At 60.1% G+C, this 18956-nt stretch carries 18 protein-coding genes and 1 other RNA gene; 8 read left to right on the top strand and 11 right to left on the bottom strand.

Features of this window, described 5'->3' with window-relative positions; genetic code table 11:
* The gene (locus ACR9ZQ_RS29560; protein ID WP_481429235.1) at positions 1 to 513 is read left to right on the top strand and encodes an NUDIX hydrolase; all 513 of its coding nucleotides are present in this window, start codon (positions 1 to 3) and stop codon (positions 511 to 513) included.
* 113 nt (positions 514 to 626) lie between these two features.
* Entirely contained in the window at positions 627 to 1190 is a 564-nt protein-coding gene (locus tag ACR9ZQ_RS29555) for a DinB family protein (protein WP_481429234.1), read from the top strand.
* A gap of 59 nt (positions 1191 to 1249) precedes the next feature.
* Here ACR9ZQ_RS29555 and ACR9ZQ_RS29550 read toward each other — a convergent pair whose 3' ends face one another.
* The 6 genes from ACR9ZQ_RS29550 to ACR9ZQ_RS29525 all read right to left on the bottom strand — a co-directional run bounded on the left by ACR9ZQ_RS29550 (position 1250) and on the right by ACR9ZQ_RS29525 (position 9776).
* A complete protein-coding gene (locus ACR9ZQ_RS29550; RefSeq protein WP_481429233.1) occupies positions 1250 to 2632 on the bottom strand; it encodes a virulence factor family protein in 1383 nt (460 codons plus the stop codon).
* Positions 2629 to 5235 (bottom strand): bifunctional lysylphosphatidylglycerol flippase/synthetase MprF, encoded by a 2607-nt coding sequence (mprF, locus tag ACR9ZQ_RS29545; protein ID WP_481429232.1) that lies wholly within the window; start codon positions 5233 to 5235, stop codon positions 2629 to 2631. The genes ACR9ZQ_RS29550 and mprF overlap by 4 nt, the downstream gene beginning before the upstream one ends.
* A gap of 202 nt (positions 5236 to 5437) precedes the next feature.
* Positions 5438 to 7513, bottom strand: coding sequence for a mechanosensitive ion channel family protein (locus ACR9ZQ_RS29540; protein ID WP_310383473.1), 2076 nt, complete (start codon positions 7511 to 7513; stop codon positions 5438 to 5440).
* A 147-nt stretch (positions 7514 to 7660) separates the two neighbouring features.
* A complete protein-coding gene (gnd, locus tag ACR9ZQ_RS29535) occupies positions 7661 to 8686 on the bottom strand; it encodes a phosphogluconate dehydrogenase (NAD(+)-dependent, decarboxylating) (protein WP_310383475.1) in 1026 nt (341 codons plus the stop codon).
* 239 nt (positions 8687 to 8925) lie between these two features.
* Positions 8926 to 9282 (bottom strand): VOC family protein, encoded by a 357-nt coding sequence (locus ACR9ZQ_RS29530; RefSeq protein ID WP_481429231.1) that lies wholly within the window; start codon positions 9280 to 9282, stop codon positions 8926 to 8928.
* A gap of 11 nt (positions 9283 to 9293) precedes the next feature.
* Complete coding sequence (locus ACR9ZQ_RS29525) at positions 9294 to 9776, bottom strand: SRPBCC domain-containing protein (protein WP_481429230.1); 483 nt, start codon at positions 9774 to 9776, stop codon at positions 9294 to 9296.
* Between the two features lie 56 nt (positions 9777 to 9832).
* On the opposite strand from ACR9ZQ_RS29525, the gene ACR9ZQ_RS29520 reads away from it, so the two are divergent.
* From ACR9ZQ_RS29520 to ACR9ZQ_RS29510, 3 genes are all read left to right on the top strand, one after another.
* Complete coding sequence (locus tag ACR9ZQ_RS29520; protein WP_310383481.1) at positions 9833 to 10165, top strand: ArsR/SmtB family transcription factor; 333 nt, start codon at positions 9833 to 9835, stop codon at positions 10163 to 10165.
* A 50-nt stretch (positions 10166 to 10215) separates the two neighbouring features.
* On the top strand, positions 10216 to 10749 hold the full coding sequence (locus ACR9ZQ_RS29515; protein WP_310383483.1) for a helix-turn-helix domain-containing protein: 534 nt from the start codon (positions 10216 to 10218) through the stop codon (positions 10747 to 10749).
* Positions 10750 to 10845: 96 nt separating this feature from the next.
* Positions 10846 to 11835, top strand: a complete 990-nt coding sequence (locus ACR9ZQ_RS29510) for an NAD-dependent epimerase/dehydratase family protein (protein ID WP_481429229.1) — start codon at positions 10846 to 10848, stop codon at positions 11833 to 11835.
* Between the two features lie 113 nt (positions 11836 to 11948).
* Here the strand turns inward: ACR9ZQ_RS29510 and ACR9ZQ_RS29505 are convergent, their stop codons facing one another.
* Both ACR9ZQ_RS29505 and ACR9ZQ_RS29500 read right to left on the bottom strand, forming a co-directional pair.
* Positions 11949 to 12779, bottom strand: a complete 831-nt coding sequence (locus tag ACR9ZQ_RS29505) for an aldo/keto reductase (protein WP_439016494.1) — start codon at positions 12777 to 12779, stop codon at positions 11949 to 11951.
* Positions 12780 to 12805: 26 nt separating this feature from the next.
* Positions 12806 to 13999 carry an MFS transporter gene (locus tag ACR9ZQ_RS29500; protein WP_481429228.1) on the bottom strand — a complete coding sequence of 398 codons (1194 nt, stop codon included), beginning with the start codon at positions 13997 to 13999 and terminating at the stop codon, positions 12806 to 12808.
* Between the two features lie 116 nt (positions 14000 to 14115).
* Here ACR9ZQ_RS29500 and ACR9ZQ_RS29495 point away from each other — a divergent pair, with 116 nt between their 5' ends.
* Both ACR9ZQ_RS29495 and ACR9ZQ_RS29490 read left to right on the top strand, forming a co-directional pair.
* A complete protein-coding gene (locus ACR9ZQ_RS29495; protein WP_481429227.1) occupies positions 14116 to 15012 on the top strand; it encodes a LysR family transcriptional regulator in 897 nt (298 codons plus the stop codon).
* A 62-nt stretch (positions 15013 to 15074) separates the two neighbouring features.
* Positions 15075 to 15632 (top strand): GrpB family protein, encoded by a 558-nt coding sequence (locus ACR9ZQ_RS29490; protein WP_481429226.1) that lies wholly within the window; start codon positions 15075 to 15077, stop codon positions 15630 to 15632.
* A 59-nt stretch (positions 15633 to 15691) separates the two neighbouring features.
* On the opposite strand, the gene ssrS is transcribed toward ACR9ZQ_RS29490, so the two are convergent.
* From ssrS to ACR9ZQ_RS29475, 3 genes are all read right to left on the bottom strand, one after another.
* A non-coding RNA gene (gene ssrS, locus ACR9ZQ_RS29485) (6S RNA) lies at positions 15692 to 15850 on the bottom strand.
* Positions 15851 to 15909: 59 nt separating this feature from the next.
* Positions 15910 to 16287, bottom strand: a complete 378-nt coding sequence (locus ACR9ZQ_RS29480; RefSeq protein ID WP_112968838.1) for a cell division protein ZapA — start codon at positions 16285 to 16287, stop codon at positions 15910 to 15912.
* 14 nt (positions 16288 to 16301) lie between these two features.
* Positions 16302 to 16577 (bottom strand): DUF4164 domain-containing protein, encoded by a 276-nt coding sequence (locus tag ACR9ZQ_RS29475; RefSeq protein WP_007826550.1) that lies wholly within the window; start codon positions 16575 to 16577, stop codon positions 16302 to 16304.
* 333 nt (positions 16578 to 16910) lie between these two features.
* Between ACR9ZQ_RS29475 and tkt the strand changes: the two genes are divergently transcribed.
* Positions 16911 to 18884, top strand: a complete 1974-nt coding sequence (gene tkt, locus ACR9ZQ_RS29470; protein WP_481429225.1) for a transketolase — start codon at positions 16911 to 16913, stop codon at positions 18882 to 18884.
* Positions 18885 to 18956 lie beyond the last annotated feature (72 nt).

The following is an 18956-nucleotide window of genomic DNA, read 5'->3' as shown; positions in this document are numbered from 1 at the left end:
ATGCCCAAGCGAACCGTCGTTCGTCTCAATGCAGGCAGTCAGCGCTTCAATTACCGCATCGCGGGGCTTGGCTTTCGTGACGGGCACCTGCTTGTCCATCGCGCGGTTCACGAACCTTTCTGGACCATCCCCGGCGGTCGGGCCGAGATTGGCGAGACCTCGGAGGAAACATTGAAGCGCGAGATGATGGAGGAGCTCGGTGTCGACGTGACCGTCGGCCGCCTGCTCTGGATTGTCGAGAACTTCTTCCACTATGAAGGCCGCGAGTGGCACGAACTCGGCTTCTACTATCTCATGGAAATACCCGAGAATTTCCCGTTCCGCACGCACGAGATCATTCATCGGGTGGAGGATGGCGACAACCATCTGGAATTCAAATGGGTACCCGCAACATTCCAGGCCCTGACCGCGCTCAACATTCCGCCCTATTTCCTTGCCGGCGAGATTGAAAACCTGCCTGCCTCGCCCCGTCATCTCGTGTGGCGCGACGGCGATCTCGACGACAAGGACTAATTCCATCAAGAGTGTGAAATCGGTTTTGCGCTCAGAGTTGCATGAAAACAAAGAGATAAAGTATTTCCGTGGTTCGGAGATAACCGGAAATGCTCCAAGGAGGAGGAGACGCGATGCCGAGTTTCGACCCCTGTCGCATGTTCCGAAAGCTCGCCTACAACAATGCCCTGGCGAACAACCGGCTTCTTGCCGCCTGCGCAACCCTCAAGCCCGGTGAATTCGAGGCCACGCGCACAAGCTTTTTCCCGTCGATCAAATCGACGCTGAACCACATCCTCACAGTCGACTGGTTCTATGTCGATGGGCTGGAAGGCGGTACGCTCGGCCTTAGCGCTTTCGACATCGAAGAACCCTTTGACGATATCCGATCGCTCTCCGCAGAACAGGCGAAGGTCGACCAGCGCCTTGTTGCAATCTGCGAAGGGCTGACACCCGAGAGACTTGCTTCGACCGTGGAGCTTCAGCGCGATGGCCGCACCCAGCGAGAGCGTATGGAGGATGTACTAAGCCACCTTTTCCAACATCAGACGCATCACCGCGGACAGGTGCATGCCATGCTGGCCGGCAGCAGCGTCGCTCCGCCGCAACTCGACGAATTCATCGTCGACGACGATGCGAGGTTTCGGGGCGGCGAGATCGCCGCCCTTGGCTGGAGTGAACAGATGCTGATGCGTTAAAGCAATTCCAGCAAAAGTGCGCAGCGGTTTTGCGTTCGGAATTGCTGAGCCAGAAATACTCAGCCTTTGAGGCGCGCCTTCAGGCCATTAATGATCGTCTTGGTCAGAAGATCGTAATTTTCGTCAAAGTGATGATCGCCCGGCAGCTCGATGACCTCGCCGCCAACATCCTTGACGGCGGGGCAAGCCACGTCGTCATCATCATCCTTGCCGTAAACGCATTGGACGAGCTTCGAATCGGCGCCCTTGAGATCCTTGATGGGATCGCCGCCTGCCCCATCCGTCTTCTGGCCGAGCCAGCCCATGACGGAAATGACGTAATCGACCTGGTGCGATAGCGACAAAAGCGAAATCTGCGCTACTGCCGCCTTTTCGGCAGGTTTCAGAAGCTGATAGGTAGCGGGCAGGATATCCGCGCCGAAGGAATAGCCGATCAGCAAGACGTGCTTAACCTTCCACTGTTTGCGGTAGAATTCGATGATACGGGAGAGATCGTCGGCCGTTTCCTGCGGCTTCCGCTCCGTCCAGAAATAGCGCAGCGAGTCGATGCCGACGACGGGAATGCCTTCCTTCTGCAGCATGCCGCCTACTTCCTTGTCGATATCGCGCCAGCCGCCGTCGCCGGAATAAATCACGGCCATCGTATCGAGGTTCGGCTTGGCGTCGAGAATGGCAAGCGGCAGCCCGAGCGGATTGTCGAAGGCGCCCGAAGCCGTCACCAGATCGTCGAGCGTATCGGCAAACACAGTCTGTGCATCATCGGACGAGTCGCGGATATCGATCGCCTCATGCGCCTTTTTCAGATCCTCCACGTGAGCGCGACCGTCCTTATCGGCAGCAGGCGTGAAGGTGGCGATAACAGGATCCGGCAGGGCGCCATCGGTGAGCCCATAAACACTGCGGTCGCCGACCACCTTCCTCGTGGCCGGGGTGCAGAGCTCCTTGCTCAACGGAATGCCGGCATGCGGATCGACGGCAAATGTCTGGCCGATCGTCGCATCGGGTGTCTGTGCGGCAATGGCAAGCGCCAGCGCACCGCCTTCGCCGATGCCGGCAACGATCGGCAGGTGATAGGGGCTGTTGCCGGCGGCGCGCTGCACCTGCTGGCTGAGCGACTCAATATCGGAAACCGTGTAGATGCAGCCGTCGTTGAGACTGACGTCATAGCGGTTCAGCGCTTCCATATAGGACGGAAAATCGACGCCGATGACGACGGAACCCTGCGAAACCAGACGGTCTGCTTCGGTCTTTTCATTGTCTCCCCAGCCGGCTGCATCCGAAATCAGAAAGACGGCGCCCTTCACCTCGCCCTGCGGCAGGAAGATATGCGGCGAAGGAATAAGGCCAGTCTCGAAGGTCTGGGTGGTTTCATCCGCAGCATAAGACGGCGCAGCCGCGAGCATGCTGACGCACGCAGCAGCAAACAGTAACTTTTTCATCATTTTCTCACTACCCCTTTCAATCCGCCGCCGATCAGTAATGTCGCATCCATCAATGCGATCATCGGATTGCCCCCTCCTGAAACCGCAAGATAGCGCGGTTGCCAGTGCGGATGAAACTTGGATTTGAAGGCGCGAAGCCCCTTGAAGTTGTAGAAGCGCTCGCCGTGTTCGAAGACGGTACCGCCGATACGGTCCCAAACGGGCGCCACCTCGCGTTTCGACATGCCGGAGAGGGGCGCCATGCCGAGGTTGAAATGCGTAAAACCCTGGGTGCGCAGATATTCCATGATCTGCACGAACAGGAAGTCCATAGACCCCTTCGGCGCATCAGGCGAGAAGCGCATCAGGTCGATCGTCCCCTCCTCTTTCGCCGCGGTGACAAGGATATTGGCAAAGGCAACGATCCGGCCGTCCTTCTTGAGAACACCGACCGGCTGCGACGCCACATAGTCCGGATCGAAGGCGCCGAGCGAGAAGCCCTTCTCCTTGGCATTGTGATGTTCGAGCCACGCGTTGGAAACGGCCGAGAGATCGTCGATGATTCCGGGGATATCGACGGGTTCGACAACACTGAATTCCAGACCGTCGCGCTGGGCGCGGCTTGCGGTCTGGCGCAAGTTCGCCCATTTGCCGCCCTTCATCTCGAAGGTACGCAGATCAGCCACTGCAAGTTCGCCGAGTTTGAAGGCGCGCAGGCCCGCGTCCGCACAATGCGAGAGCAGCGCCGGCGAGATCTGGTAAAAGACGGCACGGCAGCCGGCGGCGCGCGCCGCTTCCACGAAGCGCCAGACCAGTTCCTGCACGGCATGATCGTCGCCGATCGGATCGAACAGTGCGATCCACGAGCGGCCCTGCCGGCCATACATGATGAAGGCATCGCCTTTTTCCGAGAACATGATGGACTTGTCGCCCATGCGCACCAGATTGGCGTCCGCACTGTCCTGTTTCTCGACGATCTCCACAGCGCGGCGGACCGCCTCCTCATCCGCCGGTTCCGGCTTGAAGGTCGCCGGCCGCAACAGGCTGAAAATGGCGATCGCCGAGGAAATGATGGTGATGCCGAGTACGGCACGCAGTCCGCGCGGCGCTTCCGCCGCGAATTCAAACTGCCACCAGAGTTGGTTGCTGTATTCCACGTCGCGATAGACGAACAGCAGGATGACAACCGCGCCGACGATGATCACGGCAATCGCCATCAGCCACGATGCCGTCATCGCCTGGTTGAGAAGCGAAGCATGGCGGGTAAAGAGCCGGCGGCTGACGAATAGGCCGAAGACCAGAAAGGCGAGGAAGGCCGCCTCGACAAGGGCAATCGCCTTCAGCAGCGAGAGCGTCAGAGCGGCAACGGCAGAAAACACCGCCACCCACCAGGCACCGTCAAGCCGCTGGCCGAGGCCACGGGCGGCAACGACAAGTGCAAGGCCGAGCAGACTGGAGAGGAAATGCGCGCCTTCCACCATCGGCAGCGGCAGATAATTGGAGAGGAATTCGAGATTCTGATCGGGCGTCGGCGTCACGCTCGAAAAGATCAGCATGACGCCCAGGAGCAGCGCCAGCGCCGAAAGAAGCTGCGGCATCAGCCGCCCGCCGATGCGCCGAACGCTGGAAGCAGCCGGATGATCCACGAAGCGGCGTAGCTCCGTGGCGGAGACCGCAAGGATGGCGATCAAGAGCGGCAGCACATGATAGATCAGACGGTAGAGCACCAATGAGCCGAGAACGGCATCGATATTTACCGCGCTGCCGAGCGAAGCAATGATGACTGTTTCAAAAACGCCGAGGCCCGCCGGCACATGGCTCAGCACGCCAAGCCCGACGGCAATCGCATAAACCGCCAGGAACACCGGCCAGCCGATCGCCGTCTGCGGCAGGAGCACGTAAAGCACCGTGGCGGAAGCTGCGATATCGAAGGCAGTCACCAGGAACTGACGCGACCAGGTGCGCGAATCCGGCAGGCGAAGTGCGATCGACCCGATTTCGATCACCCGGCCCTCGCGGCCGAGCACCATGAGGGAGCCGAGAATCGCCAAGATGACAGCCGCGATGATACGAAGCCACAGGCTGCTGACACTGATCAGCGGCGCGATCTCATCGGCGATGATGAGAAGCGCGATCGCCGACACGGCAGCAAGGCCAAGGCCGAAGGACAGCGTCACGAAGGCGATGACGCGGCCGATATCTTCAGGCGAAAGCCCAAGCCGCGTATAGGCGCGGTAACGGATCGCTCCACCCGAAAGCGCGCCGAAACCAGCGGTGTTACCGACCGCATAGGCACTGAAGGCCGTGAGCGCGACATGCGGGAAAGGCAGCCGCTTGCCGATATACTCGATTGCGTTGAGATCGTAGAAGACGAGTGCCATAAAGCTCAGCGCGGTAAAGAACAAGGCGAGCAGGATCGAACTCAGCCGGGTTTCCGCCAGGGCCTCGACGACGTCGTCATAGCGCACTTCATCTGTCAGCTGCATGATCGCGTAGCCGACAAGGCAAAAAATGAGGAGCGTGGCAAGAGCCGTCAGCGGAGTGCGATAGCGCCGGAAAACTGCGCCAAAGGAAAAGCCCTCATCAGTCTCTGAATTCTCTTCCAACTTGCCGTGACCCGACATCTCGTACCTGCTGCAATTGCCAATCTGGCGGGAATCTCTTTCGAGAGACGTAACATAAGCAACATGCAAGCTCTATGAACCATGTTGCGGCTACCCACACCCGCGCACTTGCCGCCTCCTTCATCCTCAATTGGGGCAAATTTGCGCAGTGCACAGGCTTGATCGCATTGCAGTTTCGTAAGCTTTGTCTTGCGTTTGAAGATCAGGCCGCCGGTTCACCCCCGGCACGGGCCTGAGCCGCATAACGCGCTGCGGCAACGTTCGCCTCAACCTCGCGCTCGCCCGAAACCTGCACGGTCGGAACAGCGAATTCGATGCCGTTCTCCTTGAAGGCATTGCGGATCATCGCCAGCGCATTGCGGCGGATGACGAACTGCTCGCCCGGTTTGGTCATCATAGAAAGTCTGAGCTCGATTGCGAATTCGCCGAACTGCTCCACACCCTTCATCTTCAGCGTTTCGATAATATTCGGACCCCACTCGGGGTTTTCGAGAAGCTGCTGGCCGATCTGCTTGATGATCTTCTTCGTTTTCACGAGGTCGGTGTCGTAGGTCACGTTCAGGCTTATCTTGTCGATCGTCCAATCGCGGTTGAGGTTCTTGACGGCCCCAAGCTCCCCGAAAGGCACCGTCGTCAGCGGCCCGCGGTGATGGCGGAGTTTAACGGAACGCAGGCTGAAGGCTTCGACGACGCCCTTGTGGCTGCCGCTTTCGATATATTCGCCGACGCGGAAGGCATCGTCCCACAAATAGAACATGCCGCTGATAACATCCTTGACGATGGTCTGCGCGCCGAAGCCAACCGCAACGCCGACGACACCGGCGCCGGCAATCAGCGGTCCGATTTCGATACCGACGCCCGAGAGCACCATAAGGGCCGCGATCAGGGCGATAACGACCGCGATGATGTTGCGGAAGATCGGCAGTAACGTCTGCAGACGAGCGCGCTTGACTTTCTCCTCGTCGCCGATTGGGCCATCGACGGGAGAATCCAGTAGCTTGCCGTCGATATAGGCCTTGACGAGATGCCAGAGCAGGTCCGCCGCAAGCAGGATGACAATGCCGCCGATGATGCCGCGCACCACCCGGTCGATCATCGTTTCGTTCGACGTCATCATCATAGCAGTTTCGACGCCGAGCATGCGCCCAAGCCAGATCGCCGCAAAGGCGATGATCAGAGCCCGCACACCGCGATCAAGCAACACGGTCGCAATACGCCGCTGGGCAAGGAAGCCCGCTTCGGCATGGTGGAAGGATTTGACGGCGAGCGTCGATACGGCAAGCACTCGCGGCAGCAGCAGGAGATAGATCAAGACCCAGAGGAGCCAATCGAAGCTCAAGACCCAGATGCCCCAGAGCAGTACGAAATAAAGGGTCAGCAGCCAGGTGACGGCATGGCTGCGCCGCGTTTCATTTCCCGGTCGTGACCAGACTGCTTCGGTCGCGATCAGGAAAAGACCGATGCCCAGCACATAGCCGACCAGATATCGCGTGGCCATCGAATAGCCCAGCGGCTCCATCGCTTGGAGAACGACCCAGCCGAAAACGAAATAGATGACGAATAGCGTGCAGCGCCGAAACCAGAATTGCGCGACGGCCGGGTCAACCGCAACGGTCTCGCCCTCGCCACGCGGCAGGGTGACGAGATCGACGATGACACCACCGATGGAAACGGCGAAACGCTGCACGACGACAGCGATGGCGATGGCGATCGCGATATTCTGGCTGACCGGCGGCCAGTTGAAGCTGACCAACGCAAGCCCCGTTGCGAGGCCGAAGACGATGGCGGGAATAACGCGCGCGGCCAGCCGCGTGCCGGTCATCTGCGCTGCTCGCTCCCGCCTTTCACGCACGGCCCTCCGCACCAAGATTTCGACGATGAATCCGGTGACGAGGATGGCGAGGAATTGCGCCGCCATGCGAAGTGGACCGGCCGCTCTCAATTCGCCAAGAAAAAGCGATGAAGCCCGCGCGATTTCGGATGGCAGCGTCATGGCCGCACCAGACACCATGGCGATGTGTCGGCGGGCGTGCTGAAGGCGGTCGGACAATATCGACATTTCCTGATCATTGCCGTCAGAAGCTGCCGGCGCCGCCATCTGCGTCGCCATCCATTGCTTGACCTCCGGCGTCTGCATCAGCTCCATCATCTGCCGCACCTGGGCAGGCGGTGGCGCAACGTCGGTGGAAGCTGCCGGCGTCGTCTGTGCGGAAACAGCGCTGAAAAGAGAAAGCCACAGCATGATGCCGCAGATGCCGATCGCAGAAATTCGCCCCATGCCCGCCTCCGGTTTTACACGTCAGGCATTTATGCAAGTGCTGCAGCCGAAAAGCCAGACGAACAAACGGTCTAGGCCGCAGTGACGACCAAAAGAAAGCCGCCGAACCTCGCGGACCGGCGGCTGACATAAAACAATGCGCTTAGATTACTTGTGCGGCTTCTCGGCATGGCCGCCGAAGCCGGCACGCATGGCAGAAAGCACCTTGTTGGCGAACTCGTCCTGGTCGCGCGAGGAGAAACGACCGTGCAATGCGGCGCTGAGCACCGGGGTCGGCACGCTTTCGTCGATGGCAGCCATGATCGTCCAGCGGCCTTCGCCGGAGTCCGAAACACGACCTGCATATTGGTTAAGGGCCGGGTCCTTGTGCAGAGCATCGGCCGTCAGGTCGAGCAGCCAGGAGGTGATGACGCTTCCTCGGCGCCAGACTTCGGAAATTTCCGGCAGGTTGAAATCGTACTGGTAGTATTCCGGATGGGAGAGCGGCGCCGTCTCGGCATCGGCCTCATGCGTCAGGGCGCCGACATTGGCGTGCTTCAGGATATTGAGGCCTTCGGCATAGGCGGCCATCAGACCATATTCGATGCCGTTATGAACCATCTTCACGAAGTGGCCGGCACCATGCGGGCCGCAATGCAGGAAACCTTGCTCGGCGGTGCTGAGAGCTGCAGCTTCCGGCGTGCGGTTCGGCGAGGCTTCCGCGGTGCCGTTGCCCGGCGCCAGCGTTGCGAAGATCGGCGACAGATGCTGCACGATACCCTTCTCGCCGCCGATCATTAGGCAATAGCCGCGTTCAAGGCCGAAGACGCCGCCGCTGGTGCCGACGTCGACATAGTGGATGCCCTTGGTGATGAGTTCCGCGCCACGGCGGATGTCATCATGATAATAGGAGTTGCCGCCGTCGATGAGGATATCGCCGTCATGCAGCAGTGGAACGATCGAGGCGATGACCTTGTCGGTGATCGCAGCCGGCAGCATCAGCCAGACGGCGCGCGGACGCGCGAGCTTCGAGACGAATTCTTCGAGCGAGCTACTACCGTCGGCGCCGAGACCAACGAGCTCGGCGACGCTTTCCGGCTTGGCGTCATAGACCACGCATTCGTGGCCGCCCCGCATCAAGCGCTGGACCATGTAATTGCCCATACGGCCCAAACCTACCATGCCAAGCTGCATCTGAAATCTCCTGGGATTTAATCGATATGATTCCGGAAACTAACACCCGCATCGTGACAGGCAAGCGAAGTCTCTGTCACGAAAGCGAGTGCGTCTATTGCACCTTGCGCAGGGCTATGCCTTCCGCACTCAGCAATCTGCCGTCTTTAGAGCGTAATTCCAACCCTCCAACAGACATATAGCCGCCTCATCGGCGGCTATATGATCTTCTGGCTGCTCCGCACCGGTTCAGCTCGCCGCTAATTGCGGCTTGTCTCCCGTACCAGATGTACGATGCCAGTTGGGTTGAGTATCCAGCCCCCGCGAAGATTGGGTGGCAGTGGCTCGATGGGATCGCAGCGCGAAACACCGGCCTTCTCCAGGTACTCCGCGGCACGGTCGAAATCCGGCCTCATGAATTCCAGCCAGAGCTCAGCCTGGCTCATGGTCTCGACACGGTCGATCCAAAGCCGGATCGGCCCAAGCTCGAAGGAGATATCGTCCCCTTCGATTTCTTTCAGCTTCACAATGTCGCGATAGAAGGAAACGGTGGCTTCATACTGATGCGGCGGAACCTTCATCGCGACATCAACGCCGCCATAGATCAGGTCGTTCATGACGCTTCCCCTCAACCTTCCTGCGCTTTGGCCTGCTCACCCCGCATCTCGCTGAGGAACATGCCTTCGCGCAGATTGATGCCGTATTCGACGAAGGCTTTCATGCAGCAGAACATCTGCGTCCAGCCTTCGAGATTCTGGTAGGTTCCGCGGCGCCCCGGCTCATCCTCATGCCAGCCATCCTCGGCGATGGTCACCATGGTGCCACCGTCATCAAGCGGTTTGAAATTCATCTCTACGAGGGTTTTGTAAGGCTTCTTCTCCTCGTCCGTTGCGCCATCCCAGCGCAGTACGATCTTGCTGTCAGGCACGAGCTCGACCACCTCGACCGGCACATCTTTCCACCAGGTCACCGTCGTACCCTGCCCCAGCGGCGCGCTGGCACCGCCCACTGTGGTGAAATAGCCCGACAGTTTCTTCGGATTGACGACCGCATCGAAGACATCAGCCACCGGGCGGCCGATGCGGCCCGAGACGCGAATATTGAGGGACATGCGACTTCCTCCTCTTCTCCGTTGTATCCATCTCAATTATGTTATAAAAACATAACATGTCAAGCGAATCGGATCACGACCCCATTTTCAAGGCGCTGGCGCATCGCCGCCGCCGCGATATTCTCGATCTTCTGAAGGATGGGCCGCGCACGACCGGCGCGCTCTGCGAAGCATTCCCGGAGATGGATCGCTGCACTGTCATGCAGCATTTGAAGGTGCTGGAGGAAGCCGATCTGGTGATCGCCAGGAAAGAAGGCCGGGAGCGCTGGAACCATCTGAACAGCCTGCCGATCAAGCAGATTCACGACCGCTGGATCAGCGCCTACGCCGGCCACGCATTGTCCATTCTCGACCGGCTGAAGAGCGACCTCGACAGTCCTTCCTACTAGCTTGCGGAAGCAATCGTCGCGGTTCTATGATGAAAGGCGAGGGAGGAACCATGCCAATATCGGGAGCTGCCATCCGTCGCATGCGCCAGCTGCGCAATATGAAGCAGGAGCATCTGGCGGAATTGCTCGCCGTCAACCAGGCGACCGTCTCCCGCTGGGAGCGCGGCATCCTGCCAGTCACCGTCGCTCAGGCAATGCGGCTGGAAAGCATCTTTGCTTCCCCGTTATCCTCCGCCGATGCCGCATTGAAACGGCTGGTCGAACATTCCCTAAGCAAGGTTCATCTCATCTGCGACCGCACCCACAGGCTTCTTGCCGCTTCCAGTGCACGGCAGAGCGAATGGCGCCTGCCGCTCTCCGATTTTCTGGACAGGCCTCTGTTCTCCTATGCGTCGCAGGAGATCGTAAAGACGGAGGGCGAACTCGTCGGCCTCGGCTGGCATGAGGGCCAAATAAATTCGCTGACACTGGAGACAGGCGCTAACGGAAATCCGCACCTGCCTATTGCCGCCGGGCGTGTGCTCTGGGAGCGCATCTTCCTGGCCGATGGCAGCGCCGCAAGGCTGGTTACGACAGTCGGCTGAGCCTGCAGAATTCCTGTATCCTGCTGCATAAATTATGCGTTGCCCCGCCGAAGCGGCCTTTGTTAGCGTCCGTCGCCAACTGTCTGGAGACGCAGAATGACGATACTGGTGACGGGAAGCGCCGGCCATCTGGGCGAAGCGCTGATGCGGACGTTGAGGGATCAAGGCCGTCGGGTGCGCGGCATCGATATCAAACCCTCGCCTTTTACCGATATGACCGGATCGATCACCGATCCCGATTTCATCCGCCGCGCGATGACAGGCATCACCGCCGTTATCCACGCCGCCACGCTGCACAAGCCGCATGTCGGAACGCACACCAACAAGGATTTCATCCATACCAACGTCACGGGCACGATGGACCTGCTCGAACAGGCAGTCGTCGTTGGCGTAACAAGCTTCGTCTTCACCAGCACCACCAGCGCTTTCGGAGCAGCCCTGCGCCCAGCCGCAGGCGAACCGGCCGCCTGGGTCACCGAGGATGTTCTGCCCGTTGCCCGCAACATCTACGGCGTGACGAAGATCGCCGCCGAAGGCATCTGCGAACTCTTCGCGCGCAACATGTCGCTGCCTGTCGTCATTCTAAGGACTTCGCGTTTCTTCCCGGAAAATGACGACGACCTTGATAGCCGCAACCACTATTCCGCCGAAAATGCCCAGGCCAACGAGTTGCTTTATCGGCGCGTCGATATCGAGGATGTGGTCGACGCCCATCTGCTGGCACTGGAAAGAGCGCCGTCTATTGGCTACGGCCGGTACATCATCTCGGCAACGGCACCCTTCACCGAAGCCGATCTCGCCGACCTGCGCCGTGATGCGCTCGCGACCGTGGAGCGCCTTTTCCCCGGCATGGCCGCGCTTTACGCGGAGCGCGGCTGGACGATGTTTCCGCACTTCGACCGTGTCTATGTCAATGCGCTGGCCCGGCAGGAACTCGGCTGGCACCCGAAGTATGATTTTCGGCACGTGCTCGATTGCCTGCGCGACGGCAGGGAATGGAGAAGTCCGCTCGCTCTGGTCGTCGGCGCAAAGGGCTATCACGACCAGATTTTCGAGGATGGGCCTTACCCGCTCCAGCGCCGCTGATACGGACCGCGAGGCCGGCCGTCTGCGGCGGGGCGACCCGGTGATCGTCGCAGATATCGCCGAACTTGCCTGAGCTATTGCAAATAGGGAAACGGGCGCCGAAGCGCCCGTTCTCAAGCTGCCTTGTCCCAGGCCGGCGCCAACCCTTCCGGGCTGACGATACGGCCATCGGGTTTCGCCAACCCATGGATCGCCGCCACATCCTCGGAAGAGAGTTCGAAATCGAAGATCGCTGCATTCTCCTCAGCGCGTTGTTCCGAGACGGTCTTTGAAAGTGCGATCAGATCCTGCTGAATGATCCAGCGGAGCACGATCTGGGCAATCGACTTGCCATGTTTCGCGGCAATCGCCTTCAACACCGCATCCTCAAGCACCTTGCCGTCAGCCATGGCGTAGTAGGCCGTCACGGATATATCGAGCTGCTTTGCAGCGCGCAGCACCGGCGTTTGATCGATATAGGGATGATACTCCACCTGGTTCGTCACGATCGGCAGGCTGCTAAGCGCTACGGCCTGGCGCATCAGATCCGTGTTGAAGTTCGACACGCCGATATGGCGCACCTTGCCTGCCTTCGCGACTTCATTCAGCGCGCCGATCTGCTCGGCAAGCGGCACGGCCTCGTTTGGCCAGTGAAGCAGCAGCAGGTCCACATAATCTGTCTTCAGCTTCTTCAGGCTTTCGTCGACCGAAGCGATGAAGGCAGCACGCTTGTAGTTCTCGACCCAGACCTTGGTGGTCAGGAAGATATCGCCACGGGCGACGCCGGAGCGGCGGATACCCTCGCCAACCTCGGCCTCGTTGCCGTAGATCTGCGCGGTATCGATATGGCGATAACCGTTGGCGAGCACGTGCGAGACCATGCGTTCGGCATCCGGGCCCGGCACGCGGAACGTGCCAAAGCCGAGGGCGGGAATGGAGGCGCCGTTGGCGCTGACGAATTTCATGCTGTTTCCTTTCGAGTGAGGAGAGATCAGGCCGCGCTGCAGGCAACGGCTGCAGCCGGGCCGGAGCGGCGGTCGAGGGCGCCGCTGCGGATGGTAAGGCCAAGGGCAACGACGACGAGGCCTGCCGCAACGAAGGGCGTGGCGCCCAGTCCGAAACGAGACTCGACCACCAGGCCGCCGATCCAGGCGCCCATGGCAATGCCGAGATTAAAGGCGGCGATATTGAGCGCTGAGGCGACATCGACGGCATTCGGCTGCAGCTGGCGTGCAAGCTGCACGACATAGAGCTGCAGGCCGGGCACATTGGCGAAGGACAGGAAGCCAAGGATCGCAAGCGTCGGAATGGTCAACCAGGGCGAGACGGCCGTAAAGCCGAAGAGAACCAGCACAAGCGCTTGGGCGATGAACAGGAAGGTCAGTGCTTTGACGGGATCGCGGTTGGAGATTCGCCCGCCAACGACGTTGCCGACGGCAATCGCCACGCCATAGAGCATCAGGATCAGGCCGACGGCCGAGGAGGCAAAGCCGGTGATCTGCTCGAGGATCGGCGCAAGGAAGGTAAAGGCGACGAAGGTTCCGCCGTAGCCCAGCGCCGTCATCGCATAGACGAGCAACAGCCGGCCCGTGGCAAGCACGCGGATCTGTTCGCCGATACTGGCCGGCGCCGCCTTCTTGAGGTTCGAGGGCAGCAGGAAGGCGATGCCTGCGAAAGCGATCACACCGAGGCCGGCAACGGCAGCGAAGGTGGTGCGCCAGCCGAAAGTCTGGCCGATAAAGGTGCCGAGCGGAACGCCTGTGACGATTGCAACCGTCAGGCCCATGAACATCATAGCGATGGCCGATGCGCGGCGGTTTTCCGGCACCAGATCGGCAGCGATCGTGGAACCGACGGAGAAGAACACCCCGTGCGCGAAGGCCGAGACGACGCGGGCAATCAGCAGCACTTCATAACCGGGGCTGAGCGCCGCGATGATGTGGCCGATAATAAAGAGCGCCATCAACCCAAGCATGAGCGGCTTGCGCTCGATCCGTCCGGTGAGCGCGGTCAGGATGGGTGCGCCGAAGGTGACACCCAGCGCATAGACGCTGACGATGAGGCCGGCAAGCGGCAGAGTGATGTGAAGGTCGCTGGCAACCGTCGGCAGCAGGCCGACGATGACGAATTCCGTGGTCCCGATCGCATAGGCCGCGATCGTCAACGCAAAGAGAGCAAGTGGCATGAGAGTGACCCGATGGTTTGGTTCTTGTTCGGGTCGGAATATGGGCGTGGCGCACCTGTTCGATAATCGCCTATAATAGCTCAACAGTTGTGAATTCAATTCAAGATCGGAAGCAGATGGATAACCGCGTCGGCGAGATGGATGTCTTTGTACAGGTGGCCGGACTGCAGAGCTTCTCCGCGGCCGGCCGCAAGCTCAGGCTTTCGCCCTCTGCCGTCAGCAAGCTCGTCACGCGGCTGGAAGATCGCCTCGGCACACGTCTTCTCGTGCGCACCACCCGCGCCCTGCAGCTGACGCCGGAGGGTGAAATCTATCTTGAACGCTCCCGCCGCATCCTCTCCGACATCGAGGAGACGGAACGCGCCGTCTCAGCCGGCGGCACGACGGTCGCGCGCGGCCGCCTGCGCGTCAGCACTTCCGTCGCCTTTGGCGTTCGCTACATCGTCCCGCTGGTGCCCGATTTCCTCAAACTCTATCCCGAGGTCGATCTCGACCTCGCACTCAGCGATGGCATCATCGATATCGTCGGCGAACGCGCCGACATCGCCATTCGCTCGGGCGCCTTACGCGATTCCTCGCTGAAGGCGCGCAAGCTGCTCGAAAGCCGCCGCGTCATCGTCGCCTCACCTGCCTATCTGAAACGGGAAGGCATGCCGGAAAACCCCGACGATCTCGACCGCCACAATTGCCTGACCTTCAGCTTCCGCTCGACCTCAGAGGAATGGCAATTCCGCGATCCCAGCAACGGCGACCGCTTTTCAAGACCAGTCTTCGGCAACCTCGAAACCAATAACGGGCCAACTGCACGCAGCCTTTGCCTCGCCGGTCTCGGCCTCGCCCGCGTCGGTCAGTTCCATGTGCAGCCGGATATCGATGCTGGAGCTTTGGTGCCTGTGCTGGAAGCCTATAACGCCGAGGATATCGAACTCATCCACGCCGTCTATCCCGGTCACGAGCATCTCGCGGCACGCATCCGCGCCTTCATTGATTTTCTAGTTAAGAACATCCGATAGGCCGACTATAGCTGAAGACCACCGTCATCGCACTGTCACAGGGCAACGATAGCGAGCGCTCCATGCCGATAGAAATTCTTCCGCCACGACAAAGCTGGATCGACGACTTCGTAAGCCTGAAGCAGGCTCTCCTGCGCGCGGCACCATCAGGTGCAGCGATCCATCATATCGGTTCTACCGCTGTGCCGGGCCTTCCGGCGAAGGGCATCATCGATATTCAGGTGAGCGTCGATGCTCTTGATCTGGTCGACGATGCCGCATTCGAGAGGGAAGGTTTCAAGCGTCGCGCGTTCGCGACCGACCACTGCCCGCCGGGTCTCGATTTGGCGGAAGGCGAGTTGCGAAAGCTGTTCTTCAAAAGTACGGGCCGGCTTGCGAATATCCATATCCGTGAAAAAGGCCGCTTCAACCAGCGTTATCCGCTTCTCTGCCGGGATTTCCTGCGCGCCCATCCGACGGCCGCTGCCGCCTATGGGCTGATCAAGCAACGCCTCGCAGGCTATTTCCCCGACAATGTCGATGCCTATTACGACATCAAGGATCCGGTCTTCGATATCATCGTGGAAGGCGCCTACGACTGGGCGAAGCTCATCGGCTGGAGCGAGCCACCAGGCGATTAAAACTGGACTTGTCGGAAGATATCGGCGCGGCTCACGAAGAAGCCGCCGAAAAGAGAAGAGCGCGATCCACACAACCGGTGGAAACTATCGATCCTGGGCGCCTACGAAAGTAGGTGGGCGCCGTATGTCCAGACCCACGAGCCCGGACAGGGACAGCTCCCTAAGGATCGGGTATGGCCCCGAGGATTCATTGTTCCTGTCGAGAAGCACAGACCGCGTGAACGAATATAGGGACATTTGCAGCACCGCACCAGTGGGTCAGCACTGCTCTCCCAAATTAATTAAGCTCGGCTGGCGTACGGCCGTTCAGCTTGTCGGTAATGCCTTGAATACGGCTCGTGACTTCCGAAAGCGCCACTGCAATACCTTCTTCGGTGCGGGCGGTGGCGGCAATTACCGTGTCCCGATTGCTGCGAAGCGTCTCCAGCTCGGATTCCAGCCCGGCAACACGTCGCGTCAGCTCCGAGATCTCGTCCATGACCATGATTCCGGCCATGACGGTGATCCTGAGATCGCCGATTTCGCCGAACTGCCCCTTGAGATGGCCGACATAACGGTCGAAACGAACCGCGAGGTCAGTCAGATGATCTTCCTGCCCCTCTTCGCAGGCCATGCGATAGGCCTTGCCGTCGATCGTTACCGTTACCTGCGCCATGTTCTCAAGTCCTCTTAGCGGTCAAGAACCGCGCGGATCGTTTCCATCGCCGTCACCAGACGGCGCGAAACCTCGCGATTGACCTCTTCCAGCCGGTTCGCACGGAATTCGGCCTGGTCCAGCTCCTGGGCAAGACGCGAGCGATCGGCATGCACGCGGCGAACCTCGCCCTCGATCTCGCCTTGCTCGCGCTGGCGCTCGATACGCATGTCGACGGCGTTCTCGAGGCCCGAGATTGCCTGTTTCAGCTCCGTAAGCGCAGCTTCGATGGTTTTGCCGTTAGGCGTCATGTCTTTTCCGGTTCCCCGCACAAGACCCGCGAATCGGCCTCTGCCGCCGACCCTGTATTTTCAAGAGGATATGCAGCTAGGTTGGAGCGCGTCAATAAAGCCCCTCGGCTACCCCCTGCCCTATTCTGTGGATGAGCGATTTACACAAGCCTGCCACACAAGATTTGTCTTTTGTAAAACATAACGGTCAAATGTCAAAAATCGTCGCACCCGGCCGCCAAACGGCTTCCATTTTGTTGACTTGGCCGTTCCAACTGCTATGTCTCGACCGCTCTCATTGATGGTCTTGGCAGGCTCGAGGCCATCCTCAAACCCGGAACTAGCGGAAAAGCCATGACCTCACGCGAACAAAACGACCGGATGGCGAATGCGATCCGTTTCCTCTCCATGGACGCCGTCGAAAAGGCGAATTCCGGCCACCCGGGCATGCCGATGGGTATGGCGGATGTGGCAACGGTCCTCTTCACCAAATATCTCCGCTTCGATCCCCAGAAGCCGCACTGGCCGAACCGCGACCGCTTTGTTCTCTCTGCCGGCCACGGCTCGATGCTGCTCTACTCGCTGCTCTATTTGACCGGCTATCCGGACATGTCGGTCGAGGACCTGAAGCAGTTCCGCCAACTCGGCTCCAAGACCGCCGGCCATCCGGAATATGGCCACGCCACCGGCATCGAAACGACCACCGGCCCGCTTGGCCAGGGCATTGCCAATGCCGTCGGCATGGCGATCGCCGAGCGCAAGCTGCGCGACGAATTCGGTCCGGACCTGCAGGATCACTATACCTACGTCATCAATGGCGACGGTTGCCTGATGGAAGGTATCAGCCATGAGGCGATCGCGCTTGCCGGCCACCTGAAGCTCAACAAGCTGATCCTCTTCTGGGACAACAACTCGATCACCATCGACGGCGCCGTATCGCTGTCGGACTCGACCGACCAGGTTGCCCGCTTCAAGGCCGTTCACTGGAACACGATCGAGATCGACGGTCACGACCAGGCCGCCATCGCCGATGCGATCGAAGCCGCTCACAAGTCCGACCGCCCGACCTTCATCGCCTGCAAGACGGTCATCGGCTTTGGCGCTCCGAACAAGCAGGGCACTCACAAGGTGCACGGCAACCCGCTCGGCGCCGACGAAATCGCTGCCACCCGCAAGGCGCTGAATTGGGACTACGAGCCCTTCGTCGTTCCCTCCGACATCCTCGACGCATGGCGCGCTGCCGGCACCCGCTCCGACAATATCGTTAAGGCATGGGAAGAGACGCTTTCCAAGTCGCCGTCTAAGGCCGAGTTCACCCGTCGTTTTGCCGGCGACCTTCCAGAAGGCTTCGACAAGGCCATCGACGACTACAAGAAGAAGCTCGCCGAGACCAAGCCGACGATCGCCTCCCGCAAGGCATCCGAAGATGCGCTTGAAGTCATCAACGGCTTCGTGCCGGAAACGCTTGGCGGCTCTGCCGACCTCACTCCGTCGAACAATACCAAGACCAGCCAGATGCATTCGATCACGCCGACGGATTTTGCCGGACGCTACATGCACTGGGGCATCCGCGAGCACGGCATGGCGTCTGCCATGAACGGCATCTCGTTGCACGGTGGTCTTATCCCGTACGGCGGCGGCTTCATGATCTTCTCGGATTATTGCCGCCCGCCGATCCGCCTCGCCGCTCTCATGGGCATTCGTGTCATCCACGTGCTGACGCATGACTCGATCGGCGTCGGCGAAGACGGCCCGACCCATCAGCCGGTCGAACAGATTGCCAGCCTGCGCGCCGTTCCGAACCTGATGGTCTTCCGTCCGGCCGATGCCGTCGAAACGGCTGAATGCTGGCAGATTGCCATGAAGACGAAGAATCGTCCGTCCGGTCTGGCCCTTACCCGCCAGAACCTGACGACGGTCCGCACCGAGTATAATGAGAAGAACCTCTGCGAACTCGGCGCTTATACGCTCGCCGGCAATGCCGACGCCAAGGTCACGATCTTCGCTTCGGGGTCCGAAGTGGAACTCGCCGTTGCCGCCCGCGCAACGCTGGAAGCCAAGGGTATCAGCACCCGCGTCGTATCCGTTCCCTGCACCGAACTCTTCTTCGAGCAGCCGGATGCCTACCGCAAGGAAGTCATCGGCAACTCGCCGGTCAAGATCGCCGTCGAAGCTGCCGTTCGCGAGGGCTGGGATGCCTTTATCGGTCCGGAAGGCTCGTTCATCGGCATGAAGGGCTTCGGTGCATCCGGTCCGGCCAAGAAGGTTTTCGAGCACTTCGGCATCACGGCTGACGCCGTCGTCGCCGCTGCGGAAGCCAAGCTTTAACGGCCCAAGCATTAACGGGGGGTGCCTTCGGGCACTTCCTCATCTAGTATCAGCAAGCCCCACCTCTAGGGA

The organism is Rhizobium sp. KNZ14-9A (assembly GCF_056755015.1).
The sequence above is the reverse complement of the archived record's forward strand: the minus strand, read 5'-3'. Positions and strand labels throughout refer to the sequence as shown.

Bases quoted from the DNA above. Each gene is read 5' to 3' on its own strand.
- ACR9ZQ_RS29560 (WP_481429235.1), top strand. From the start codon at position 1: ATGCCCAAGCGAACCGTCGTTCGTCTCAATGCAGGCAGTCAGCGCTTC.
- ACR9ZQ_RS29555 (WP_481429234.1), top strand. From the start codon at position 627: ATGCCGAGTTTCGACCCCTGTCGCATGTTCCGAAAGCTCGCCTACAAC.
- ACR9ZQ_RS29550 (WP_481429233.1), bottom strand. From the start codon at position 2,632: ATGATGAAAAAGTTACTGTTTGCTGCTGCGTGCGTCAGCATGCTCGCG.
- mprF (WP_481429232.1), bottom strand. From the start codon at position 5,235: ATGTCGGGTCACGGCAAGTTGGAAGAGAATTCAGAGACTGATGAGGGC.
- ACR9ZQ_RS29540 (WP_310383473.1), bottom strand. From the start codon at position 7,513: ATGGGGCGAATTTCTGCGATCGGCATCTGCGGCATCATGCTGTGGCTT.
- gnd (WP_310383475.1), bottom strand. From the start codon at position 8,686: ATGCAGCTTGGCATGGTAGGTTTGGGCCGTATGGGCAATTACATGGTC.
- ACR9ZQ_RS29530 (WP_481429231.1), bottom strand. From the start codon at position 9,282: ATGAACGACCTGATCTATGGCGGCGTTGATGTCGCGATGAAGGTTCCG.
- ACR9ZQ_RS29525 (WP_481429230.1), bottom strand. From the start codon at position 9,776: ATGTCCCTCAATATTCGCGTCTCGGGCCGCATCGGCCGCCCGGTGGCT.
- ACR9ZQ_RS29520 (WP_310383481.1), top strand. From the start codon at position 9,833: ATGTCAAGCGAATCGGATCACGACCCCATTTTCAAGGCGCTGGCGCAT.
- ACR9ZQ_RS29515 (WP_310383483.1), top strand. From the start codon at position 10,216: ATGCCAATATCGGGAGCTGCCATCCGTCGCATGCGCCAGCTGCGCAAT.
- ACR9ZQ_RS29510 (WP_481429229.1), top strand. From the start codon at position 10,846: ATGACGATACTGGTGACGGGAAGCGCCGGCCATCTGGGCGAAGCGCTG.
- ACR9ZQ_RS29505 (WP_439016494.1), bottom strand. From the start codon at position 12,779: ATGAAATTCGTCAGCGCCAACGGCGCCTCCATTCCCGCCCTCGGCTTT.
- ACR9ZQ_RS29500 (WP_481429228.1), bottom strand. From the start codon at position 13,999: ATGCCACTTGCTCTCTTTGCGTTGACGATCGCGGCCTATGCGATCGGG.
- ACR9ZQ_RS29495 (WP_481429227.1), top strand. From the start codon at position 14,116: ATGGATAACCGCGTCGGCGAGATGGATGTCTTTGTACAGGTGGCCGGA.
- ACR9ZQ_RS29490 (WP_481429226.1), top strand. From the start codon at position 15,075: ATGCCGATAGAAATTCTTCCGCCACGACAAAGCTGGATCGACGACTTC.
- ACR9ZQ_RS29480 (WP_112968838.1), bottom strand. From the start codon at position 16,287: ATGGCGCAGGTAACGGTAACGATCGACGGCAAGGCCTATCGCATGGCC.
- ACR9ZQ_RS29475 (WP_007826550.1), bottom strand. From the start codon at position 16,577: ATGACGCCTAACGGCAAAACCATCGAAGCTGCGCTTACGGAGCTGAAA.
- tkt (WP_481429225.1), top strand. From the start codon at position 16,911: ATGACCTCACGCGAACAAAACGACCGGATGGCGAATGCGATCCGTTTC.